Origin of the sequence: Erysipelatoclostridium sp. An173, assembly GCF_002160495.1 — a bacterium.
Classification (GTDB): Bacteria; Bacillota_I; Bacilli_A; order Erysipelotrichales; family Coprobacillaceae; genus Thomasclavelia; species Thomasclavelia merdavium.
In genome coordinates this window covers 1-23,248 of record NZ_NFKR01000001.1, presented here as the reverse complement: position 1 = coordinate 23,248, position 23,248 = coordinate 1, and the positions used below count along the sequence as shown (strand labels likewise).

General features: G+C 28.4%; 21 protein-coding genes. 4 read left to right on the top strand and 17 right to left on the bottom strand.

The window, feature by feature from the left end; all coding sequences use genetic code 11:
* Nucleotide 1 precedes the first annotated feature (1 nt).
* Entirely contained in the window at nt 2-1,096 is a 1,095-nt protein-coding gene (gene yqeH / locus B5F09_RS00105) for a ribosome biogenesis GTPase YqeH (protein WP_087370413.1), read from the bottom strand.
* 152 nt (nt 1,097-1,248) lie between these two features.
* Here yqeH and sigK point away from each other — a divergent pair, with 152 nt between their 5' ends.
* Nucleotides 1,249-1,935 carry an RNA polymerase sporulation sigma factor SigK gene (gene sigK, locus B5F09_RS00100; protein ID WP_087370410.1) on the top strand — a complete coding sequence of 229 codons (687 nt, stop codon included), beginning with the start codon at nt 1,249-1,251 and terminating at the stop codon, nt 1,933-1,935.
* 16 nt (nt 1,936-1,951) lie between these two features.
* Here the strand turns inward: sigK and parC are convergent, their stop codons facing one another.
* The gene (gene parC / locus B5F09_RS00095) at nt 1,952-4,543 is read right to left on the bottom strand and encodes a DNA topoisomerase IV subunit A (protein ID WP_087370407.1); all 2,592 of its coding nucleotides are present in this window, start codon (nt 4,541-4,543) and stop codon (nt 1,952-1,954) included.
* 13 nt (nt 4,544-4,556) lie between these two features.
* Nucleotides 4,557-6,485: a DNA topoisomerase IV subunit B gene (parE, locus tag B5F09_RS00090; protein WP_087370404.1), complete on the bottom strand. Its 1,929-nt coding sequence runs from the start codon at nt 6,483-6,485 to the stop codon at nt 4,557-4,559.
* Nucleotides 6,486-6,598: 113 nt separating this feature from the next.
* On the opposite strand from parE, the gene plsY reads away from it, so the two are divergent.
* Nucleotides 6,599-7,207, top strand: a complete 609-nt coding sequence (gene plsY, locus B5F09_RS00085) for a glycerol-3-phosphate 1-O-acyltransferase PlsY (protein ID WP_087370401.1) — start codon at nt 6,599-6,601, stop codon at nt 7,205-7,207.
* Between the two features lie 53 nt (nt 7,208-7,260).
* On the opposite strand, the gene B5F09_RS00080 is transcribed toward plsY, so the two are convergent.
* The 13 genes from B5F09_RS00080 to B5F09_RS00020 all read right to left on the bottom strand — a co-directional run bounded on the left by B5F09_RS00080 (nt 7,261) and on the right by B5F09_RS00020 (nt 21,052).
* Nucleotides 7,261-7,461: a YneF family protein gene (locus B5F09_RS00080; protein ID WP_087298544.1), complete on the bottom strand. Its 201-nt coding sequence runs from the start codon at nt 7,459-7,461 to the stop codon at nt 7,261-7,263.
* Nucleotides 7,462-7,463: 2 nt separating this feature from the next.
* On the bottom strand, nt 7,464-7,844 hold the full coding sequence (locus tag B5F09_RS00075) for a sporulation inhibitor of replication protein SirA (RefSeq protein ID WP_087298545.1): 381 nt from the start codon (nt 7,842-7,844) through the stop codon (nt 7,464-7,466).
* A gap of 78 nt (nt 7,845-7,922) precedes the next feature.
* Nucleotides 7,923-9,899, bottom strand: coding sequence for a transketolase (gene tkt, locus B5F09_RS00070; protein ID WP_087370398.1), 1,977 nt, complete (start codon nt 9,897-9,899; stop codon nt 7,923-7,925).
* Between the two features lie 181 nt (nt 9,900-10,080).
* A complete protein-coding gene (locus B5F09_RS00065) occupies nt 10,081-10,317 on the bottom strand; it encodes a DUF896 domain-containing protein (protein WP_087298547.1) in 237 nt (78 codons plus the stop codon).
* A 229-nt stretch (nt 10,318-10,546) separates the two neighbouring features.
* Entirely contained in the window at nt 10,547-11,830 is a 1,284-nt protein-coding gene (gene yfmH, locus B5F09_RS00060; protein ID WP_087298548.1) for an EF-P 5-aminopentanol modification-associated protein YfmH, read from the bottom strand.
* On the bottom strand, nt 11,830-13,092 hold the full coding sequence (gene yfmF / locus B5F09_RS00055) for an EF-P 5-aminopentanol modification-associated protein YfmF (RefSeq protein WP_087298549.1): 1,263 nt from the start codon (nt 13,090-13,092) through the stop codon (nt 11,830-11,832). The genes yfmH and yfmF overlap by 1 nt, the downstream gene beginning before the upstream one ends.
* 155 nt (nt 13,093-13,247) lie before the next feature.
* Nucleotides 13,248-15,512, bottom strand: a complete 2,265-nt coding sequence (locus B5F09_RS00050) for a DNA translocase FtsK (protein WP_087370395.1) — start codon at nt 15,510-15,512, stop codon at nt 13,248-13,250.
* Between the two features lie 81 nt (nt 15,513-15,593).
* The gene (locus B5F09_RS00045) at nt 15,594-17,288 is read right to left on the bottom strand and encodes a ribonuclease J (protein WP_087370392.1); all 1,695 of its coding nucleotides are present in this window, start codon (nt 17,286-17,288) and stop codon (nt 15,594-15,596) included.
* A 189-nt stretch (nt 17,289-17,477) separates the two neighbouring features.
* Nucleotides 17,478-18,278: a dihydrodipicolinate synthase family protein gene (locus tag B5F09_RS00040; RefSeq protein WP_255375464.1), complete on the bottom strand. Its 801-nt coding sequence runs from the start codon at nt 18,276-18,278 to the stop codon at nt 17,478-17,480.
* 14 nt (nt 18,279-18,292) lie between these two features.
* Entirely contained in the window at nt 18,293-19,351 is a 1,059-nt protein-coding gene (locus B5F09_RS00035) for an aspartate kinase (RefSeq protein ID WP_087370387.1), read from the bottom strand.
* Nucleotides 19,344-19,934: a dipicolinate synthase subunit B gene (locus tag B5F09_RS00030; RefSeq protein ID WP_087298554.1), complete on the bottom strand. Its 591-nt coding sequence runs from the start codon at nt 19,932-19,934 to the stop codon at nt 19,344-19,346. The genes B5F09_RS00035 and B5F09_RS00030 overlap by 8 nt, the downstream gene beginning before the upstream one ends.
* Nucleotides 19,921-20,670, bottom strand: a complete 750-nt coding sequence (locus B5F09_RS00025) for an NAD(P)-dependent oxidoreductase (protein WP_087370384.1) — start codon at nt 20,668-20,670, stop codon at nt 19,921-19,923. Before B5F09_RS00025 ends, B5F09_RS00030 begins: the two co-directional genes overlap by 14 nt.
* A 64-nt stretch (nt 20,671-20,734) precedes the next feature.
* Nucleotides 20,735-21,052, bottom strand: coding sequence for a hypothetical protein (locus B5F09_RS00020; protein WP_087370382.1), 318 nt, complete (start codon nt 21,050-21,052; stop codon nt 20,735-20,737).
* 104 nt (nt 21,053-21,156) lie between these two features.
* On the opposite strand from B5F09_RS00020, the gene B5F09_RS00015 reads away from it, so the two are divergent.
* Nucleotides 21,157-21,681: a hypothetical protein gene (locus B5F09_RS00015; protein WP_087370379.1), complete on the top strand. Its 525-nt coding sequence runs from the start codon at nt 21,157-21,159 to the stop codon at nt 21,679-21,681.
* 105 nt (nt 21,682-21,786) lie between these two features.
* Here the strand turns inward: B5F09_RS00015 and B5F09_RS00010 are convergent, their stop codons facing one another.
* Nucleotides 21,787-22,341 (bottom strand): DJ-1 family glyoxalase III, encoded by a 555-nt coding sequence (locus B5F09_RS00010; protein ID WP_087302476.1) that lies wholly within the window; start codon nt 22,339-22,341, stop codon nt 21,787-21,789.
* Nucleotides 22,342-22,544: 203 nt separating this feature from the next.
* Between B5F09_RS00010 and B5F09_RS00005 the strand changes: the two genes are divergently transcribed.
* Nucleotides 22,545-23,144, top strand: coding sequence for an ECF transporter S component (locus tag B5F09_RS00005; RefSeq protein ID WP_087370377.1), 600 nt, complete (start codon nt 22,545-22,547; stop codon nt 23,142-23,144).
* Nucleotides 23,145-23,248 lie beyond the last annotated feature (104 nt).

Genomic DNA, 23,248 nt, shown 5'->3' with positions numbered 1-23,248 from the left:
TCTATATCAATGCTTCTCTTATAAATACCCCAACACTTTTAGGTGCATGAATTTTTATATTGCCACCAGGACAATTTATACTTACAAAACCTAAACCAGAAATGACAATATCAACTTTATAATTTGGAAGTTTAAATACATGAACAGCCATGTCATTAATATCTTTTATTGATTCAATTTCTGGTTGTAATGTTAAATGTCGATTGTATAAAGCATCACCATTACTTAATTTTGTACGATTAATTTTTAATCGTTTTGGGAAAAAACAAGTAAATGAAGTTTTTTCACCTTTAATATAATCTAAACGAGCTAGACCACCAAAGTACAAAGTTTGTTGAGAATTTAACTGATAACTAATTGGCCGCAACTCACTTTTAGGAATAATTATTTTCAAATCTTCATCTTTAACTAAATGAGCAATTTGATGGTCATTAATTATTCCTGGTGAATCATATAAATAACTGTCATCATCTAACGGTATTTCAATTAAATCCAATGTAGTTCCAGGAAATTCACTAGTTGTAATTAGATTTTCGCTTTGACTATAATGTTTTAATAATGCATTTATCAATGATGATTTACCAACATTAGTAACTCCAACAACATAAACATTTCTGTTGTTACGATATTGTTCAATTTTATCAATTAATAAATCAAGATTATAATTTTTAACAGCACTCGATAAAATAACATCTACCGGTTTAATTCCTGATTCTTTTAATTGGCGTCTTAACCAGTGTTCAATTTTAATATCTTTAACTGATTTTGGTAAAACATCACGTTTGTTACCTACTACTAAAATATCATTGTTGTTTAAATGTCTTGTTAGACCATTGATGATACTGCCATTATAGTCAAATAAGTCAACTATATAAACAACTAAACAATTATGGTTTCCTATTTCTTGCAATATCTTTAAAAAATCATCATTAGTTAAACTAGTTTTTTGTAATTCATGATAATTTTTCAAACGAAAGCAGCGTTTACAAAGAATTACATCTTTATTTAAAGCATTTTTAGGAACGAATCCAATTTTCTTTTCATCTTCACTTTGAATAACGGCTCCACAGCCAAAACATCTAATTTCTTCTGTCATATACTCTCCTTTTTAAACCACAACCATTGTACCTTATTTTAGTATGATTTTAAAGTACAAGAATTAAAAATATATTTACTAATAAAACTAAATTTGTATTATTATGTCATAAAAACTGTTTGCTTTCGTAAAATGTATCAGAGGTGGCAATAATGTTTTCAATGTTATTACAATTATTAACTAATGGCTTTTTTTTATCTTATATCAAATCTAAATCATTTGAACTACCCTTGAGTGCTAAAGAAGAAGAAAAATATTTAGAGCGCTTTTTTAATGGTGACCAGGATGCTCGAAATGTTTTAATTGAACGTAATCTTAGATTAGTAGCCCATATTGCAAAAAAATATGAGAATAGTAAAGATTTACAAGAAGACTTAATTTCCATTGGTACAATTGGACTAATTAAAGCCGTTGATAGCTATAAACAAAATCATAAAACCAAGTTAGCAACATATGCTTCTAGATGTATTGAAAATGAGATTTTGATGCATTTAAGAACTAATAAAAAAACTAGTTTAGATGTATCTTTAAATGAAACCATTGGTATTGATAAAGATGGCAGCGAAATAGTTTTAGGTGATATTTTAAGCAGTAATCAAGAAGAATTTATTGATATAGTTGATCGTAATGATACCATCGATAAGTTTAAAACATATTTTAATATTCTTGATGGTCGTGAAAAAGATACTTTAATAATGCGTTATGGTTTAAATAATACCAAAAAATATACCCAAAAAGAAATTGCTAAAAAATTAAATATATCACGTTCTTATGTTTCTCGCCTTGAAAAAAGAGCGTTAATTAAATTATTGCGCGAATATATGAAAGAAAAACCGTAAAAATAAATTTACGGTTTTAAAAATCATCTTCATTCAAAAGATCCGCTAAACTAATCTTTTCATATTTAGTCTGATTATTATCTTGCGATTTTTTTTCATCAGCATTATCTTTTAAATCATCTAATAAAGTTCTTTCTTTTGGTTGTTCAAACACTTTTTGATCAACTTCGATTTTTTGTTCAAGATGATAATCATCGGTTGTAATTGGTTTATCAATATATACATCCCCAATCATTTGTATTTTTGTAAGTTTATTGCGAACAGTTGGTTTTTGAACTAAATTAGCATAATTAAAGTCAGTTGCTTTATAACTATAAACAGTTTGATCATTTAAAATAATTGAAAATTCTTGATTATTATCAACTATTTTTGCATCTTTAACATTAATTATCTTACTTTTAGGATTTTTGTATAATAATACACCTTTTTTAGTACGACTTGATGGCGTAATATCACTTATTTTAATTCGTTTAATGCCATTTTCATCACTAATAACAATTAAAGAACAATTAGCCATTGGATTAAATATATTAAGACTAACTAATTCATCATTTTTCAAATTAGCAGCTTTAACTCCAGCAGCTTTAATACCCACAGTAGAAACTTCCTGTTCAGAATATAAAATACCATAACCAGCTTTAGTTGTTAAAACAACTCCTTGATTATTATCAGTTAATTTAACCCCGATTACTTGATCATTATCTTTTAATTTAATACATTTTAATGGTTTTGTATAACGAGATACTTTAAATTCTGATAAAGCCGTTCTTTTTATTTGACCATTTTTAGTTGCGAGTAAAACATATAATGGTAAATTAAAATCTTTTACTAAAATAGACCCAATTATTTTTTCATTAGAATTTAATTTTATCAAATAGCTAATATGTTTACCGGCATCTTTCCATTTAAATTCATCAATTTTATAAACAGGAACAAATAGATAGTTACCAGCATCAGTAAATAATAATAAATGATCAAGGGTATTAGCTTTATATAGTGCTACTAAATAATCGTTTTCTTTTTTACCAAATGGCGTTCCTTCGCTTGCTTTTAAAGAACGGGTACTAATTCTTTTAATATAACCATCTCTTGTAATTGAGACATTAGTATCTTCTGATAAAATCATTGCTTGTTCATCAATTTTAATTTCTTGAATTTCATCACGGATTTTTGAAAGACGTGGCATTGGATATTTTTTCTTTACTGAATTTAAACGATCAATAATAACTTTATGTAAAACTGATTCGCTATTTAATATACTTTGTAAATATGTAATTTGTTCATCTAATTGCTTATTTTCATTTTCTAAAGTTACAATATCAGTATTTGTTAAACGATATAATTGTAACATCACAATAGCTTCTGCCTGTTTTTCAGTAAAATCATATTTAGCAATTAAATTTTTCTTAGCATCAGCTTTATCTTTAGATTGACGAATAGTTTTTACAACATCATCTAAAATAGAAATTGCTTTAATTAAACCTTCGACAATATGTTTTCGATTATTAGCTTTATTTAAATCATATTGACAACTACGAGTTACAACATCGATTTGATGAGCAATATATCCATCTAAAATTTCTAAAATACCCATTAATACAGGTCTTTTATCTTTAATTGCAACCATGTTGTAATTGTAATTTTTTTGTAAATCAGTATTTTTATATAAATAGTTTAAGGTATTTTGTACGGAAATATCTTTTTTTAAGTCAACAACGATTCGTAAACCACTACGGTCTGATTCATCACGAACTTCGATAATTCCATCAACATGACGATTAAAACGAATTTCATCAATTTTTCTAACTAATTCGCTTTTATTAACTTCATATGGGATTTCACTAATGACAATTTTGTTCATGTTTTTTTCTTCAACGATTTCTGTTTTACTACGAACAATTACTTTGCCTTTACCAGTTTTAAAAGCTGATAAAATTCCTTGTTTCCCTTCAACAATAGCTCCAGTTGGGAAATCAGGTCCTTTTATATAATCCATAATTTTTTCTAAAGTACATTTAGGATGTTTGATACGATAAATGGTAGCATCAATTACTTCTTCTAGATTATGAGGTGGTATTTCAGTTGCATAACCAGCTGAAATACCAGTTGCTCCATTAACTAATAAATTAGGGTATGCTGCTGGTAAAACAGTTGGTTCGTATTCAGTATCATCAAAGTTTAATGACATTAATACAGTATCTTTATCTAAATCCTGTAATAATTCTTCAGCAATTGGTGCTAATCTTGCTTCAGTATAACGCATTGCTGCTGCAGGGTCATTATCAATAGAACCATTATTACCTTGCATATCTACTAATGGTGCGCGCATTTTCCAATCTTGAGATAAACGAACCATGGCATCATATACTGAAGTATCACCATGAGGATGATAGTTACCAATAACATTACCGACTGTCTTAGCTGATTTACGGTATGGTTTTGAATGTAGATTTCCTTCTTTATACATTGAATAAAGGATTCGACGTTGAACTGGCTTTAACCCGTCTCGAACATCAGGTAATGCCCGATCCTGGATAATATATTTAGAATATTTACCAAAACGGTCCCCCATTATGGTTTCTAATGACATAATTATTTTTTTATCCACAATATCAATCTCCTTAATCAATACTATAATTATCTTCTAATGTAAATTGAACATTTTGTTCAATCCATTCTCGTCTAGGTTCTACTTTATCACCCATTAATACAGATACTCGTCTTTCAACAATAGCAGCATCATCAATAGTTACCTGGATTAGTGTTCTTGTTTCTGGATTCATCGTAGTTTCCCATAATTGAGAGGCATTCATCTCACCAAGACCTTTGTAACGTTGAACAGTATATCCGCGGCCAATTTTCTTTTTAGCCGCTTCTAATTCATCGTCTTCCCAAGCATAAATAATTTCTTCTTTTTTACCAGTTTTTTTAGAAACTTTATATAATGGCGGTAAAGCGATATATACTTTTCCGGCTGTAATTAAATCGCGCATATAGCGATAGAAAAAAGTTAATAATAAAATTTGAATATGAGCACCATCAGTATCAGCATCGGTCATAATAATAACTTTATTATAATTACTATCTTTTTCATTAAAGTCTGGGCCTACTCCAGCTCCGATAGTGTTAATAATTGTTGCGATTTCTTCATTTTTTAAAATATCAGCCATGGCTGCTTTTTCAGTATTTACTACTTTACCACGTAACGGCAAGATTGCCTGATACTTACGATCTCGTCCTTGTTTAGCACTACCACCAGCTGAATCCCCTTCGACTAAATATAATTCTTTTAGTTTTCGATCTTTAGATTGTGCTGGTGCAAGTTTACCACTCAAGATTTTTTCCTGGCGATTTCCTTTTCCTTTACGAGCTGCTTCACGAGCTTTTCTAGCCGCATCACGTACTTGAGCAGCTTTAATCATTTTTTTAACTAATGTATCTGCTGTTTCTTTATTTTCTTCTAAATAGTAACTTAATTTTTCATAAACAACAGTATCAACAACATTTCTTGCTTCCGGTGTTCCTAATTTTGATTTAGTCTGTCCTTCAAACTGTAAAAAATGTTCTGGAACTTTAATTGAAATAATAGCTGACAATCCTTCACGTACATCGTTACCTTCTAAATTTTTATCTTTTTCTTTTAATAGACCGTATTTTCTAGCGTATTCATTAAAAGTACGTGTTAATGCTGTTCTAAAGCCAGTTTCATGAGTTCCCCCATCACTAGTTCGAACCAGATTAACAAAAGATAATGTATTTTCCTGGTAACCACTTGTAAATTGCATTGCTACATCGACTTCAATTTCATTGTTTATTCCTTCAATACTAATGATTTTATTTAAAGTTTCTTTTTCATAGTTTAAATATTCAACGAATGCTGTTAAACCATTTTCATATTGAAAAGTTTCTTGTTTATCAGTTCTTTCATCAAATAAATCAATTTTAATGCCTTTTAATAAAAAAGCACTTTCCATTAATCGTTCACTGATAGTTGAATAATTAAATTCAGTAATTGAAAAAATAGACGGATCAGGTAAAAAATGAATTGTTGTACCTGTTGTATTAGTTTTACCTATTACTTTTAATTTACCAATTTTGCTCCCACCATCTTCAAAACGCTGAAACCAGATTTTTCCATCACGGTGAATTGTTACTTCTAACCATTTTGAAAGAGCATTTACAACAGATGCCCCAACCCCATGTAAACCACCTGAAGTTTTATAACCACCATCTTCATTAAATTTACCACCTGCATGAAGAATAGTTAAAATAACTTCTGTAGCTGGTCTTCCTGAAGCATGCATACCTGTAGGCATTCCGCGCCCATGATCAGCTACCTTTATACTATTATCTTTACCAATAGTAACCTGGATATTGTCACCGTAACCAGATAATGCTTCATCAATTGAGTTGTCAACAATTTCCCATACCAAATGATGTAAACCACGGCCATCGGTAGAACCAATATACATCCCTGGTCTTTTTCTAACTGCTTCTAACCCTTCAAGGATTTGAATATTAGACTCATCATATTTCTTCTTATTTGCCATATAATTCAATTGCCTCCTTTAATCGCTTGTTCTATTATACCTAAGTTCAATGTTTTTTTCAAAGATTATTGCATTTTTACAACGATAATATATAATAGGTTCAGGTGATAAAAATGGATATAATAATTTCAATAATTTTAATTATTTGCGGATATCTCTATGGTTCGATACCTTTTGCATTAGTAATTGGTAAGCTATTTTATAAAACAGATGTTCGTAATTATGGTTCAGGAAATCTAGGGGGAACAAATACTGGCCGTGTTTTAGGGAAAAAAGCAGGTGTTGGTGTTATTTTACTTGATGCATCAAAAGCATTAATTGTAACTTTGTTAGCACGTTATATTTTAAATGCTCTAAATTTAAATAGCGATGTTGCCTACATATGTGCATTGGCTTGTGTAATCGGGCATTGTTACCCAATATTTGCTGGTTTTAAAGGTGGTAAAGCTGTATCAACCGCTATTGGATTTTTCTTTACAGTTACACCACTTGGATCAATTTTAGCTTTATTAGTTTTCTTTATTGTTCTAAAAATCAGTAAGTATGTATCGTTATCTTCGGTCCTTGCATCGGGATCAGTATTATTTGCAGTCCCATTTTTAGATATTTCTTTAGTGGGAAAAATTGTTGTCGCAGCAGTTATTTTAATTTTGATTTATCGACATCGTTCAAATTTAAAACGAGTTATTAATGGAACTGAATCTAAAATCAAGTGGATGTAATATTAGAAGCTAGTAATTAGCTTCTTTTTTTACAAAAAAATAAGGGTTGCCCCTTATTTATATTGTGCCATAACCGAAGACATAATTCTTTTGATTTGTGCTTCACTAGGTTTACGACCCATTTCCATATACATAGCACGAATCATCTTTTCGTTAATTGGCGGATTTTTTTGTAATTGTTTTTTAAACACATAACGTGCACCAAAGAATCCAACAATGGCACCGATTATAAGTCCAATAATGGCATTAAGCATCTTCATACCTCCACATTTTTAGATTGCTCCACCATTATAACATAACTTTTTGATATTTGGTATATAATGTCCATAAATATGTTTGTTTTTTTATTTGCTTCAACAACTATGTAATAATCATAAACAATACAAGTAAGACGTTCTTTAGTTAATTGATTATCTATATAATGTTTATTTTTTTCGCGATGATAATCATAACGATTTTTTAATTTATACTCAATATAATCACTAACTCCCTCATTTGGTTGAAAGAAACATTCCATTTGTTTAGAAAAAAAATTATTTTTTGGTTCTAGATTAATAAGCATTTCTTTTATTTGGGGATATTGTTTTAATAGTTCATGGACATTATGATTCAGTTTATATATTTTATATCTTTTCATTTATACCACCATTTATAGCTTAACAAAAAGAAAATAAAAATAATGTCAAAATAGCAAAAAATCGGAGTTTAACTCCGATTAAATTATTTCTTTAATATTTTTAATAACGTTTTCAACAGTAAAACCGTATCTTTCAATTACAACATCAGCAGGAGCACTTGCACCAAATGTATTTACTGACATAGTTTTTCCATCTAGACCAACGTATTTATACCATCCAAAATCGCATCCCATTTCAATTGATAAACGAGCGCGTACATTACTTGGTAAAACACTTTCTTTATATTCTGAATCTTGTTTATCAAATAATTCCATAGATGGCATTGAAACAACTCTAACATCAATGTTTTCTTTTAATAATTCATCTTTAGCTTGCATTGCTAAGCTAACTTCACTACCGCTAGCGATGATAATTGCATCAATACGATTTTGTTCTTTACCAACAATGTATGCTCCTTTACAAACTCCTTCATAAGAAGAATCTTCTAAAGTAACAACATTTTGCCTAGTTAAGATTAATGCTGTAGGAGTTTTTTTAGATTCAATAGCAATTTTCCATGCTGCTACCATTTCTTTAGCATCAGCAGGACGAATTACTTGAATATTTGGTAATGAACGTAACATTGTTAATTGTTCAATTGGCTGATGAGTTGGACCATCTTCACCTACGGCAATAGAATCATGTGATAATGGTAAAATAATTGGTAAATGCATTAAACAAGCCATTCTTAAAGCTGCTTTAAAATAATCTGCAAATACTAAGAATCCACCAGCTGAAACTCTAACGCCTTTATGTAATGTCATCCCATTCATCATGGCAACCATTGCAAATTCACGAATCCCAAAAGCAATATTGCGTCCATCATAATTTTCAACACTAAAGTTTTTTTCAGAAGCAATAGTTGTTTTTGTAGAAGAAGCTAAATCTGCTGTTCCTGATAAAAATGTTGGATTTTGTTTGGCAATTTCTTGAATTGTTTCTAATGATGTATTTCTTGTAGCATCATTATGTCCAGCAGGATATTTTTTAATTAACTCTTCAATATCTAATGAGTATCTATCATTGATCGCGTCATCAAATTCTTGAGCTAATTCAGGATATGCTTTTTTGTATTCTTTCATTAATCGGTTCCATTTATTAAAGCGATTACGACCACGTTTAATACATGTATTTGCAAAATCTTCATAAACTTCTTCAGGAACGTAGAATTCTTCATGATCAAAACCATATGATATTTTAGCATTTTTACCATCTTCATATCCTAATGGGCTACCATGTACTTTGCTTGTTCCTTCATTTGCGGAACCATAACCAATTACAGTATTAATGATGATTAATGTTGGTTTATATAATTCTCTTTTTCCTTTACGAATAGCTTTTTGGATTGCATTTACATCATTACCATCGTTTACTTTGATAACTTGCCATCCAACAGCTTCAAAACGTTTTTTAACATCTTCACTAAATGACATTGATAAAGGACCATCTAAAGTAACATTATTAGCATCATATAAAACAATTAATTTACCTAATGATAAGTGTCCCGCTAAAGAAGCTGCTTCATAAGTAACACCTTCTTGCATATCACCGTCACCACATAATGCAAATGTGTAATGGTCAACAATATCAAATCCTTCACGATTAAATTTTGTTGCTAAAAACTTTTCAGCTAACGCCATACCAGCTGCCATTGGGATCCCTTGACCTAAAGGACCTGAAGAAGCATCTACACCATCAGTGATATCACATTCTGGATGACCAGGAGTTACAGAACCCCATTGTCTAAAATTCTTAAGATCATCAATAGAAATATTGAAACCTGATAAATGTAAAACTGAATATAAAAGTGCTGATGCATGACCAGAAGCTAAAACAAAGCGATCACGATTGATCCAATCTGCTTGTTTATGAAAAATATTCATTTCTTTAGTAAATAAAGTATACATAGCTGGTGCCGATCCTAAAACCATTCCTGGATGTCCAGAATTAGCTTTGTTAATTGCATCAATACCTAATGCACGAATTGCTGCTATTGATAAACTCGATCTTTCCATTAATTTTCTTTTCTCCTTTTTTCACAAAAACTCAACTCTATTATACACAAATAAAAAAATAACGCAATATTAGGTTATTTTAAATGTAGAAAAATATTAAGAAAGCATTAAGATAAATTAGTTAATTAAAATTATGTTGATTATTACTACCAAATTAAAAAGCGAACTAAAAAAAATTCGCTTAATTTAATTTTTTAGACTGTTCACTTTTTAATTTTTTTGGAGTTACATCATTACCTTTTTCATCAACAATTTTAATACCCATTAATTGCTGTTTAAAATTACCACGAAAAGCTTTTAAATATTCTTGTCTTAATTTAGCTTGTTCGTCTAATTCTTTTTTTGTAATAGTACCCTCTTTTTTCTTTTTAGCTAATTCATTAATTCTAGCAATTAATTTTGGATCTATTTGACTCATAATCTTTCTCCTTAAATAAAAAAGGAAGAGAGTTTTTAGATATTTCCCTGTTTTGTACAGGTGGGCACCTTTAAATTAGCTTTAGGATCCCTATTCGAAGACAGGTTTTCAACACCACCATTTAAGTCAGGTTCCCTTATCTATGATGTGGAAATTTATTTACTCTCTTACCACCGTTATTATAACATAAGCACTTCTTGTGTCAACTATTTTAGATTTAACGTTTACCTTAATGATTTTTTTTCACGATACAAACACTAGTATATTGCAAATCAAAATATTTAAAAACATCGTAAATATCATCTATTTCTAATTTTGCAACTTCATCAACTAAATCAAAAGCATTTGTTCCTTCAAAATAGTAACGACTAAATAAATTAGCAATACTTTCTGGACTATTAAACATATTAATAAATAAACCAATATTTTTCTTTTTAATACGATTAAAGTCTTCTTGATCAATTTTAATTGTATCAAAATCTTTGATTAAATCTAATAACTTTTCTTTTAGTGTTTCATAATCATTGCAATCACAACCAATTTGAATAAATGCATAATCACGTTCTTGCGTAAAACTTGCGCTAAAAGAATCATTAATAATGCCTTGATTTAACCAATCATTGTATAATTTTGCACTTTTAGAAAATAATAGATCAAATAGTAAGTTTAACGCTAATTCTCTTTTGATTTTATCTTTAGGATTTTCCAGAATTTCATTAACTTTAATTGAAACAATTATTTTATTCATTTCAACATCCATAGTTAATACTTTTTCTTTTGTTTTAATTTCCTTAGGCTCATTTACTTTTTTCAAGACAATTGGGTTAGCTAAACTAAAATTCTTTTTATCCTGATTTTCTTTAATTGTAGCCATTGCTTTATCTGGATCAATATTTCCAACTACAAAAATCATCATGTTACTTGGATGATAAAAAGTGTTGTAGCATAATTCAAGCATATCCTTATCAGTACGATTTACTGTTTCTACAGTTCCAGCGATGTCAACAGCAACTGGGTGTTGTTGATATAAATTTTGAATTGAACCAAAATAAACTTGCCAGTCTGGATCATCATCGTACATTTTTATTTCTTGACCAATAATCCCCTTTTCTTTTTCTACACTTTCAGGGGTGATTTCTAATTTTTGAACAAAGTCTAGTAATAATTCAATACAAGCATATTCGTTTGAAGTAGTACTAAATAAATAAGCTGTACGACTTGAAGATGTAAAAGCATTAGTACTAGCTCCTAACTTAGCAAATTTTTCTGAAGCATCACCATCACTCATATCAAACATTTTATGTTCTAAAAAATGAGCAATTCCGTCTTCAACTTTAATCATTTCATCTTTATTTAAAGGAATAAAAGTTGTATCAATAGCTCCAAACTTAGTTGAAAATAACCCATAAGTTTTTTCAAAACCCATTTTTGGTAGAAGATAAACTTGTAATCCATTGGCCATTTTTTCATGATATAAAGTTTCTTTTAATGTTTCAAAATATATCTTTTCCATTATTTATCACTCCCTGTAAGTAAAAAGATTGTATCTAAATGAACTTTTTTACTAGCTGCAATTATTTCTTCTTTAGTAACGCTCATTAATTTTTCTAAATATTCATCATTAGTTTCTTGAATATTAGTTAAATCACGATTGTATGCTAAAGTAATTAAACTAATTGGTTCATCTTTAGTTTTAGTTAATGAACTTTTTAACATTAATTTAGCCAAATTAATTTCATCATCATCAAATTTACCGTCTTGGAAGTTTTTAAGTTCTTGAGCGATTAAATCTAATGTTTTTTGATAATCTTTTCCTTCAATTCCTGCATTAACAGTCATAATACCACTAAAAGCACCATAGCTTGAAGAAATATAATAGCATAAACTATGTTTTTCTCTAACTACTCTAAATAATCTTGACTGTGAAAAACCACCAAACATGGCATTAAAAACAGTCATTGCATAAGTTCCTGGATCACTAAAGTTGCAATCTACTACATAACCAATATTTAATTTAGATTGAATAATGTCTTGTTTTTCAATTACTTCTAAAACTTCTTTTTTTGTTGATTTAAAATTAGTAACTGGATAAACAGCAGCTGGGTTAGTTTTAAATTGTAAGTTTTCTTTAAATGTCTCAACTATATTTTCATTAACATCACCTACAACATAGATATGTTTTGAATCATTTTCAATGCATTCTTGTAAATATTGATACAATTCTTCATTAGAAATTTGATCGATTTCATCGATATAGCCATTATTACGAATTGATAAAAAGCCACCTTCACCCATATTTGTAAATAATTGATCAATACCATACATGAATTTATCATCATTTTGAGCAATTAAGCGTTCTTTCAATTCTTTTTTCTTAATATTAAATGTTTTTTCATCAAATTTGCCATCTTTTACATTAGGATTAAATAATACATCGTTAAACATTTTTATCTGTTCTTTTAATAAATCTTCTTGATATGGTAAAAAAGCTTCATTAATACAAACACTAGAAATATTTAACACTTGCCCTATTCCTTTTGTTGCAAGATTTGTTCCAAAACTCATTCCATATAAATCTTCTAAATGTCTTGATAAAGCTTGGGTTGAAGGATAATTTTGAGTACCACCTGTCAACATGAAAGCCAATAAAGAACGTTTAGTAACATTTTCTCTTGTTAATTTGTTTTCTAATTTCAATGACATTGTTATATTTTTAAACTTTTTAGTTGGAATTACATGTAATGTATATCCTGATAATTGATAACTTTTTTTCATAAAACACTCCTTTACAAACATATATGATATTATACACCAATTTAATAAAATTAAAATTAAAATACAAAAAAATAAGACCGTAATTAAAATTAATCAAGCACTATTAAAATAAAAAAGACTTCGCAAAATGAAGTCTTAAATCATAAAATAATAAATTAAATATCTTCTTCTTGATAACCACGTATATACACTTCTCGTGGTTTAGAACCTATTTGAGGCCCAATAACGCCCTCAGCTTCTAGCTGATCAATAATTCGAGCAGCCTTATTATAGCCAATTCTAAATTGGCGTTGTAATAGCGAAGTACTCGCTTTTTGAGCATTGATTACAAAGCTACGACACATCTCATATTCAGCATCTTCCTCTTCTTCTTTAGATGAAGAAGCAAAAGTACTAGTATTTAATTTAACATTTATATATTTTTCATCATAATTAGCTTCCTGCTGACTTGAAGCATAGTCGACAATTGCACTGACTTCTTCATCAGAAACAAAGGCTCCCTGCACTCTTATCGGTGAACTTGATCCCATTGGTGAAAACAGCATGTCTCCTTTTCCTAATAACTTCTCAGCTCCAGAAGCATCTAAAATAGTTCTCGAATCAACGCCAGAAGAAACAGCAAAAGCAATTCTTGATGGAATATTAGCTTTTATTACTCCAGTAATAATATCAGTAGAAGGTCTTTGCGTCGCCACTATTAAATGTATACCTGCAGCCCGGGCCATTTGAGCAATTCGCATGATACAGTCTTCAACCTGTTTACTTGCAACCATCATTAAATCAGCAACCTCATCTAATATAACAACATGGAATGGTAATAATTCTAATTGTTCATCTTGCGATAATGCATTATTCTTTTTATTAACATATGTATTATAAGATTCAATATTTCTAACATTTGCTTTGGCAAATAAATCATAACGGCGTTCCATTTCAACAACTACTTCTTGTAAAACTGCTGCTGCTTTTTTAGGATCAGTGACAACCGGTGCTAATAAATGAGGAATACCATTATAGTTTGTTAATTCAACTTTTTTAGGATCGACAAGAATGAATTTTACTTCATCTGGACGAGCACGCATTAAAATACTACAAATTATCGTATTTACGCAAACTGATTTTCCACTACCAGTAGCTCCGGCAATTAAAAGATGAGGCATTTTATTTAATTCAGCATAAATAATTTTTCCACTAACATCTTTACCTAAAGGAACTAATAATTTACTATTTTGATATTCTAATGGAATATCTTTAATTACTTCTTTGAAGCTTACTGTAGTAGCAACACTATTAGGAATTTCAACACCTACAGCCGCTTTACCTGGAATCGGTGCTTCAATTCGAATATCTTTAGCTGCTAAAGCTAATTTAATATCATCTTGAAGCTGCATAATTTTATTGACACGTGTTCCTGTTTCTAATTTTAATTCATATTTAGTAACTGATGGACCAATAAAAATATCACTAATAGAAGCATTAACACCAAATTGATGAAGAACATCAGTTAAGGTTTCAGCTTTGGTTAGCGCATTATCTTTATTTTTAGTAGTTTTCTTTGCTGTTGAATTTTTTAATAAATTAAGTGGTGGTAATCGATAATTTTTATTAACACTTTTTTTATTTTTTTCTTGTGATTCATGAACTTTAGGTTGTTTATCTTTGATTTCCAATGTCATTGATTCATCGTTAAACTCAAATGTTGAAGGAATATTATCATCTTCTTCTAAATGTATCTTTGCTGCTGGTTTAGCACTTTTTTTAGTTTTCTTCTTTTTATTTTCATCTTCAAAAATTTCTTCTGGAAAGAATACTTTTTCCTGCTCTTTTTTTCTAGAAAAGAAATCAACAAATTTACTGTTTGTCTTATTATTTACGTCTTTAACAGTCTTGTGTATTTTGTTTATTTTTTTGTAATGATCAATATAAAATTTACTTCCTAGTAATGCAATTCCAATAACTAAAATAAAACCTGCAGCAATCATTGCACCAGTTTTATCAAACAATGCGCTTAAGATACCATAAAAGATAGCACCTAAAAAACCACCACGATTACATGAGGATGTATTTATATATTGATTGATAACTTTTATTCCAACCATTGTATCATCATTAAAAGACGACATTAATGTTAAAATTGCACCAATTACAAGATATAAACCAACTGCTCGGGGATTACTTAGTTTTGGCATTTTGGCTTTATAAATAACATAACCACTTAACATAATTAATAATATATAGCCAATTCCCACAAAATTACCAATTAAATAAGTACATAAAAAATTTAATTGTTGTCCAATTGGTCCTAGCTTCATGGCACTTACAACAATTAAAAACAATCCAACAGCAGCAATAATGCGCATTTTTAGATTTTCACTTATTTGTTCTTGTTTGGATTTTTTTGAACGACTTGTTTTTGCCATAACTCTTTTCACTCCCAACTTAACTTCATCATTATAACACAGGCAACCACTATGAAAAAGAAAAAGCAAGAATAAACTTGCTTAAACTTCAATTATAATTGGTAAAACAACTGGTTTTTTTCCGGTTTCTTTAGAAATATATTTATTAACTTTATCCTTAATTGTCTGACGAACTTCAATCGCTTCTAATTTAGGATTGTTTTTCATTTCAGCAACACATTTTTCAGAAATTTCAATAATTCCTTTAATTATGTATTCTGAATCTCTTAAATAAACAAATCCACGTGTCTGGACATCAGTATTAGCAATAATATCACGAGATTGACTATCAATCGTAACGCCAATAACCACAACGCCATCATTAGATAATTGGATGCGATCATCAATTACTTTATCACCAACATCACCAACCCCGATACCATCAATCATAACATCTTCAACTTCAATAGTATCACGGTAATCTTGTAATTTTCCATCGATAAATGTCAATATTTCCCCATTATCAATAATTCCCACATTTTCAAAAGCTATTTCCATACTTCGAGCAATATCTAAATTAGAAATAAAGTGCTGATATTCCCCTTTAATTGGAATAAAATATTTAGGTTTGAAAATTTGAATGATAACTTTAATATCTTCTTGTGAAGCATGCATTGAACACAATTCTTTATTTTTCAAAACATGAATATTAGCATCAGTTTTATATAACTCATTAATTGCTTTATTAGCGATTTTTTCTGTCCCTGGTATAACTGGTGAAGCAACAATAAATGTATCATTTTCATTTAATTTTAATGATTCATCGCCACCATCAATTATATCTAAAATATCATGATAAATTCTTTGTGGGGTTCCACTTAATAATACAACTAAATTATCATCCACATTTTTCTTACCAATATCAGTTGAAAAAGCAATAATTTCTTTAGGAATTTCAATAACTGCTTTTTTTAACTGTTGTCCGATACGAACAATACTATTAGTGCTATCGTATTTATCGCGACCATAGAAAACTATTTTACGACCATATTTTTTGGTCAATTCAACAATTTCTTTAGTTCTAAAAATATTTTGGGCATAGCTTGTAATTATGATTCGCCCTTCACTATCTTCAAAAATATGATCTAATTTGTCAGTTAATTTATGCTTTGGTGAAGTATATCCGGAATTTTTAGAATAAGATGATTCGCAAAGTAATGCTAAAACACCTTTTTTTCCAATTTCCATCATTTTCTGAATGTCGCATCTAAATCCTTCAGGAGCACCAAAATCAATAATGAATTCACCGCTATAAACAATATAACCATTTTCACTCCAAATAGCTACTCCTACACTTCCAGGAATAGAATGAGTTACTGGGAAAAATTCAACTGGAATATCACTAATGATAATAGAATCATTGCGCTTTACTCTTGTAATATTGTAATTTAATTTTAAATTATTTTGTTTTTTATACCGTTTCAACATTTGTTCAATCAAATCAGCTGTTAAAGCTGGTGCATAAATTGGCACATCGATTGTTTCTAATAAATATGGCAAGGCTGCCATAACATCATCATGACCGTGAGTAATAATTACTGCAACTACACGATCTTCATTTTCTTTTAAAAAATCAAAACTAGGAATTATTATATCAACACCTAATTTACTAACTTCTGGGAAACGAAATCCAGCATCGATAATAAAGATTTTTTCATTTACTTCAATGCAATACATACTTTTACCCATTTCCGCTTGGCCACCAAGTGGAATAATTTTTACACTTTCTTTACTCATTTTTACCTCCATTATTATATTATTAGTCATTTATTAGTACTTTATTATTGTGTGTGGTTTAACCATATTATCATATTTAACAAATGTTTACTAATACTTTCTATTCTAATTGTAACAAAATTCTTTCTAAAATTAAATTAATTTGTTTGGTATATTATTAACCGCCTTATATATTTTAGTAAACAAAGATCAATTAATTGTCATTTTTAATAATCTATCGATATTATTTTTTAATTCTATACTGATATTTGATAATGGAAGTCGTGTAAAACATTCAATATTTTCACTTTGACTAAGAGCATATTTTAAGGTACTAGTAATATTTTCCTGATAAAAATATTTTAATAATAACATTAAATAATCGTGATCTACTTTATTTGAAGAAGTAATTAATTTTTTTATATTTTGATAATTCAAGTTAGCTAAACTACTAATAATTCCTGATTTTATCTGGTGATGAAAATCTTTTAATAAAGTTTCATCATAAAAAACATCAAAATTGTCAATATGGTCTATTACATGATATTTACATATTATTCCAGCAATATTTTTGTGTTCCTGGACTAATTTAGAAATAGTCTGTTCATTAATTTTAACCTTTTGACAATCTTTAATAATAATTTTTTTATTAGTTGTTAAAGCGATAAAATTAAAATGTTTAAATATTTCTTGTTGTTTTAAACCAGAAACTTCTGGAATTTTAATAATAAAACCATTTAGATTTTGTAAATCACTTAGGTTATTGATTTTTCGAATTACTTTTTTGGTTGATAAATCATTGATAACTGTATAAATATTTATTTGTGGATAATGAAAACAAAAATAACGTAAAAAATGTTTCAATTCTAAAAAACTTAGTGTTGCTCCTTCTCCAGTATTACCACCAATAACAAAATTATTACACCCCTGTTCAATTAAACGATCAATCAATTCTTTAGTTTTATCATAGTCAATAGTATCATCAGCTTTAAATGGGGTTAGTAAATTAATAAATATTTTTATTTTTAATCACTCCTAACAATTATATCATGCAGTAAGTTTAAATCCTGGTGCCAGTTTTTTTCTTCAACATAATAACTAGAAGTTTCATTTTGAGATATGATTGCAAATTTATCAAGAAAATTACGATATATTTCATCTTTATCAAGACCACAGCCAACAAAATGAACTTTGGCATAGTTTTTGATTTTAATAAAAGGTGTTTCTAATTTTTTTAAATTTTCTGTTGCAACAAAATAATTTTTACCATAACAATCATTTAAATATTTAAGATCATTAGAATTAATTGTTTTTTCAAAATGAATCAAACAATAATCAAAGTCAATTGACATTGTCCTAATACTAGTATCATCATGATTAATCAAAGTTCCAATTTGATCATTTAAATAAGAACGAAGTTTAATTTTAAAACCAATTTTTTTATATCCTTCATTTAAAGCTTTATAACAAATAATCCTTGCTTTATGTTTAGCTAAATCTAAAGCCTGTTTATAGCCAACATGACAAATTAATTTAGAATCATAAATATATTTAGGATCTCCAGTATATATTCCACAAACATCACTAAAAATATAAACTTCATCAAGGTTTAACCGCCGCGCTAAATAAGCAGCTGTATAATCACTATCACCTTTTTCTAAAATCTTTAAATTACCACGATTATCAATTCCTTGAAAACCAGGAACTATAATAATATCATACGTTTCAAAATATTTTTTAATCCTGTTTTGGTTAACATTTACTAATTTATTTTTATGAGTTTTTAATTCAATTTGTCTTGATGATACGGAAATAGCTTTTAAATGCTGTTTTTTTAGTTCATTAGACAAAATTATACTACTAATGATCTCGCCACAACTAAGCAAACGACTATATTCATCACTGTTTACCTGGCTAACTAACGATTTTAATGTATCAGTTGCATATGGGTCAGGATAACGACCCATTGCACTAGTAACAATTAATAATTTATCATCAGCATATTTTTTAATTATTTCGATGACCTTATCAATAGATTCTTGATTTTGTAAACATGTTCCACCAAATTTTAAAACTTTAATCATCTTTATTCCCTTCTAATACCGGTTGAATCTGTTTGTTATTTAATGCATTTATTAATGTAGGAATAACAAGATTTTCATCAAAAAGCATACTGTTTGGTTTTTTTATATAATCATCTTGATACATTGGTACTAAATAGAAATGCTTTGTATTTAATAGTTGCATTATATTTTTTCCAGAGTTGCTTAAAGCATCATTAGTTGCTATTGCTAGTACAACATTATGTTCATTTCGTAGTGTTGATTTACAAGCCATAGTTACAGCGTTATCATTTAAACCATATGTCAGTTTAGCTAAAGTATTACCACTACATGGCATTACTAACATGATATCCAAAGGAATTTTAGGACCGAAAATTTCACTATCAACAACATTATCAATTATTTTACGTTTGGATAATTTTTCTAATTCTTCAATTAATTCATCAGCTTTATCAAAGCGAGTATCACATGTTAATATTTTTTCACTTGCAAAAATATATAAATCACACTTTAACTTACTTAAATCTTTTATTACCGATAATGTTTTTTCTAACGAGCAAAAAGATCCAGTTAATCCAATTCCAATTTTTTTATTTTCCAGCATAACGATCAACAACTTTCTTAATAGCCTGATATAAAACTAAAGCACTGCTTTGATAAGCATATTTTGTTGGTAATTGTTTTAATAGATGATAATTTTCATCACGATCTTGAATGTTCATACCATATGGTTTAGAAGCAATATCATAGATCTTGCAACCTGTTTTTTTGGTACTTAATATTTGTCTAGTTAAAATCTGCTTTGGAATAGTATTAATAACATAATCATATTTATCTAGGTTCAAATGATTTAATGAATGATATGAATATCCTTTTTTTATTACTTCATCAAAGTAACGGTTATTGTGATTAGCAATAGTGATCTTAGCTTTAAAAGCTTCTAATTTATTAGCTAAATCTCTACCACAATGACCATAGCCTAAAATCAATATTTTAGCATTCGCTAACGAAATTTTATTATCTATAATCATATAAGCTATTAATGCTTCATCACAAATAAAAGTATTTTCCCAAACAAAATCATCATCATGATATAAATATTCATAATTAAAACCTTTTAATTTACTTAAATAAGATAATCGTTGATTTTTTAATAAAGTTATTACAATAGCATTGGGCTTAAAATCAACTTGTTCAAATCCAGCACCATCACGTCCTAAATACAGAATGTGACATACATCTAACATATTAATATTAGTTTCAACGCGATGACCATCTGCTTCTATTAACTTAGCTAAATACTTACAGCGATTATCATTTCCATTAATATAAACTATCATATTCCACCTCTACTATAAAATATGATTATTTTATTAGTTTGTTACTAAGTTGACTAAATAAAAGTCAACTTAGTAAGTTTATACCAATTTCATCGCATAGCATTCCTAAAATTAATTCAATTCGCTTTTCTAATTGACTAACAGCTTTATCAAGCATATCTTTTTCATTATTTTGATTAACCGTTTCTTCAACTAAATAATTAATTTTAACAACAAAAACATTTTTGTTATGCTGTATTAATGAAATATGATAGTCAATTTCTAACTTTTTATCCTTGTTATAGCTATAACCAACTTTTATTAGTGCGCTAATTTTAGAACCATCAATTACTTCACTTTCATTAACTACATTGGCATGGATACTTTTTAGTCTAATTATCATTTTAATTCCTCCTTTACTAGTATTTACTTTTTAAAATATATTTTTTCTTTTATTATTTGCTTTTTTTTCTATTTTTATTAGAATGTTTTTATTGGAGGAAAAAAATGTATATCTTATTGTTTATCATAACCATACTGTTATCTTTAAAAACATCATGGACTTATAATAATTTTACTTATTTATCTTATCAAAATGATTTACGTATTTATTATTTATTATGGGTCAGTTGTATTTCGATATTTTTATTATATAAGGTAGTTAAAATATATCGGCAGTTTACATATTTTACTAAATCAGATTGGATCTTAATTACTACTAGTTTTATTACTATGCTTGTAGGGTCTTTTTTACCATATCATCCTGATAGTGAAGATTTATTTTCATCGTTACATATTATTTTATCGATGCTTGGTGCTATTACTATTTTATTGATTATTTTTATCTTGATTAATCGTTTGATGAATTTTGATTTTTCTTTATATCAAAAAATGACTTCTTTATATCGAAGTCAATTACTTATATTAGGAATGTTGATTGTGATGTTTGGCAATATTAATAGTATAATTGAGTTATATTTTACGGCTATAGTATTATATAATTTAGCTAAAATAGAAAAAAGTACGACATAACATCGTACTTTGCAAAGATCTTTCTTTGAAATTTAGCCATTATAATTATCATTCTTTGCATTGGTAATTATACTCCAAATTTCTAATAAAAGAAAGAGGTAAAATTTAAATATTTTTTTCTAAGTATTTATATTGCATACCCTCTTTTAATTCATCACTATCATACCCTAGTTGTTCTAATAATGTATAGCCAAAAGCCAGTGCTGCTGCCGGCCCTTTTCCAGTAATAATATTACCATCAACTTGTACCAAAGCTTCTTGATAATTGGCACTAGTTAGTTCATCTTCAAATCCTGGATAACAAGTTACTGTCTTATTTGCGATAACATCAGCTTTTTGTAATACAATTGGTCCAGCACAGATAGCACCAATGAATTTATTATTTTCATTAAATCTTTTTACTAATTCAATAACTCTATTATCATCGCGTAAATTTGTTGCCCCTGGTAGACCACCTGGTATAACGATCATATCATAATCATCTAAGTTATTATCATAAACACAATCCATTGAAATTTTAATTTGATGTGAACTTGTAACCACTTCTTTATCCATTCCAACCATTGTACATTCAACATTAGCGCGACGCATAATATCAACTACGCTTAAAGCTTCTAATTCTTCAAATCCATCATGAAATAATACTGCAACTTTTTTCATTTAATAAAACCTCCTATACTTGTATTTTACCACTTATACTAATTGATAAGCAATTTAAATTATTGAATTATTATATAGATAGTAATATAATTACTTTGTTATTAAGTAAATATTTAATAGTGACTTGACACTAATTATCTAATTACAAATAACGTTTAATATATTTTAACACCGTATCTTTATGAACGGTAGTGGAGGTAAAAATGAAAAACAAAAAAACTAAAAATCTTGTCTTGTATGCAATGTTTATTGCCATTGAAATGTTACTAGTATTTATTCCCTTTCTAGGATATATTCCAATTGGCCCTTTGCGTGCAACAACATTACACATCCCAGTTATTATTGCCGGAATTACTCTAGGTAAAAAAGGTGGTTCATTAATTGGACTGGTTTTTGGACTTTCAAGTCTATTTTATAATACTATTAGTCCAACAATAACTTCTTTTGTTTTTTCACCATTTATTAGTGGAAATATCCTAAGTGCAGTTATTGCTATTGTCCCTAGAGTTTTGATTGGTTATATTGCTGGAATTATTTTTGAAAAATTCCAAAAAGCTAAAATTAATAACAATATTGGTATAATTATTGCTGGTTTAGCTGGTTCTTTAGTTAATACCATTTTAGTTTTAGGGGGAATTTATTTTATTTTTGGCCAAAGTTATGCTATTGCAATTGGTCAGGATTTTAATCTTCTTGTTACATATTTAATTGGAATTATAACAACTAGCGGTATTTTAGAGGCAGTAGTTGGAACAATTATTGCTTTATTTGTATGTAAGCCGCTATTAACATATACTAGGTAGTGTCAAATAAGTTATGAAAAAATGAAATTTATTCATAACTAGAATTCCATAGTTGATTCTATGAAGTAATTCAATGCTTCATCTAGCAGTATGTTCCATTTGTT

Excerpts from the sequence above, each read along its gene's own strand:
- yqeH (WP_087370413.1), bottom strand. The coding sequence starts at position 1,096 with ATGACAGAAGAAATTAGATGTTTTGGCTGTGGAGCCGTTATTCAAAGT.
- sigK (WP_087370410.1), top strand. The coding sequence starts at position 1,249 with ATGTTTTCAATGTTATTACAATTATTAACTAATGGCTTTTTTTTATCT.
- parE (WP_087370404.1), bottom strand. The coding sequence starts at position 6,485 with ATGGCAAATAAGAAGAAATATGATGAGTCTAATATTCAAATCCTTGAA.
- plsY (WP_087370401.1), top strand. The coding sequence starts at position 6,599 with ATGGATATAATAATTTCAATAATTTTAATTATTTGCGGATATCTCTAT.
- B5F09_RS00080 (WP_087298544.1), bottom strand. The coding sequence starts at position 7,461 with ATGCTTAATGCCATTATTGGACTTATAATCGGTGCCATTGTTGGATTC.
- B5F09_RS00075 (WP_087298545.1), bottom strand. The coding sequence starts at position 7,844 with ATGAAAAGATATAAAATATATAAACTGAATCATAATGTCCATGAACTA.
- tkt (WP_087370398.1), bottom strand. The coding sequence starts at position 9,899 with ATGGAAAGATCGAGTTTATCAATAGCAGCAATTCGTGCATTAGGTATT.
- B5F09_RS00065 (WP_087298547.1), bottom strand. The coding sequence starts at position 10,317 with ATGAGTCAAATAGATCCAAAATTAATTGCTAGAATTAATGAATTAGCT.
- yfmH (WP_087298548.1), bottom strand. The coding sequence starts at position 11,830 with ATGGAAAAGATATATTTTGAAACATTAAAAGAAACTTTATATCATGAA.
- yfmF (WP_087298549.1), bottom strand. The coding sequence starts at position 13,092 with ATGAAAAAAAGTTATCAATTATCAGGATATACATTACATGTAATTCCA.
- B5F09_RS00050 (WP_087370395.1), bottom strand. The coding sequence starts at position 15,512 with ATGGCAAAAACAAGTCGTTCAAAAAAATCCAAACAAGAACAAATAAGT.
- B5F09_RS00045 (WP_087370392.1), bottom strand. The coding sequence starts at position 17,288 with ATGAGTAAAGAAAGTGTAAAAATTATTCCACTTGGTGGCCAAGCGGAA.
- B5F09_RS00035 (WP_087370387.1), bottom strand. The coding sequence starts at position 19,351 with ATGATTAAAGTTTTAAAATTTGGTGGAACATGTTTACAAAATCAAGAA.
- B5F09_RS00030 (WP_087298554.1), bottom strand. The coding sequence starts at position 19,934 with ATGCTGGAAAATAAAAAAATTGGAATTGGATTAACTGGATCTTTTTGC.
- B5F09_RS00025 (WP_087370384.1), bottom strand. The coding sequence starts at position 20,670 with ATGATAGTTTATATTAATGGAAATGATAATCGCTGTAAGTATTTAGCT.
- B5F09_RS00020 (WP_087370382.1), bottom strand. The coding sequence starts at position 21,052 with ATGATAATTAGACTAAAAAGTATCCATGCCAATGTAGTTAATGAAAGT.
- B5F09_RS00015 (WP_087370379.1), top strand. The coding sequence starts at position 21,157 with ATGTATATCTTATTGTTTATCATAACCATACTGTTATCTTTAAAAACA.
- B5F09_RS00010 (WP_087302476.1), bottom strand. The coding sequence starts at position 22,341 with ATGAAAAAAGTTGCAGTATTATTTCATGATGGATTTGAAGAATTAGAA.
- B5F09_RS00005 (WP_087370377.1), top strand. The coding sequence starts at position 22,545 with ATGAAAAACAAAAAAACTAAAAATCTTGTCTTGTATGCAATGTTTATT.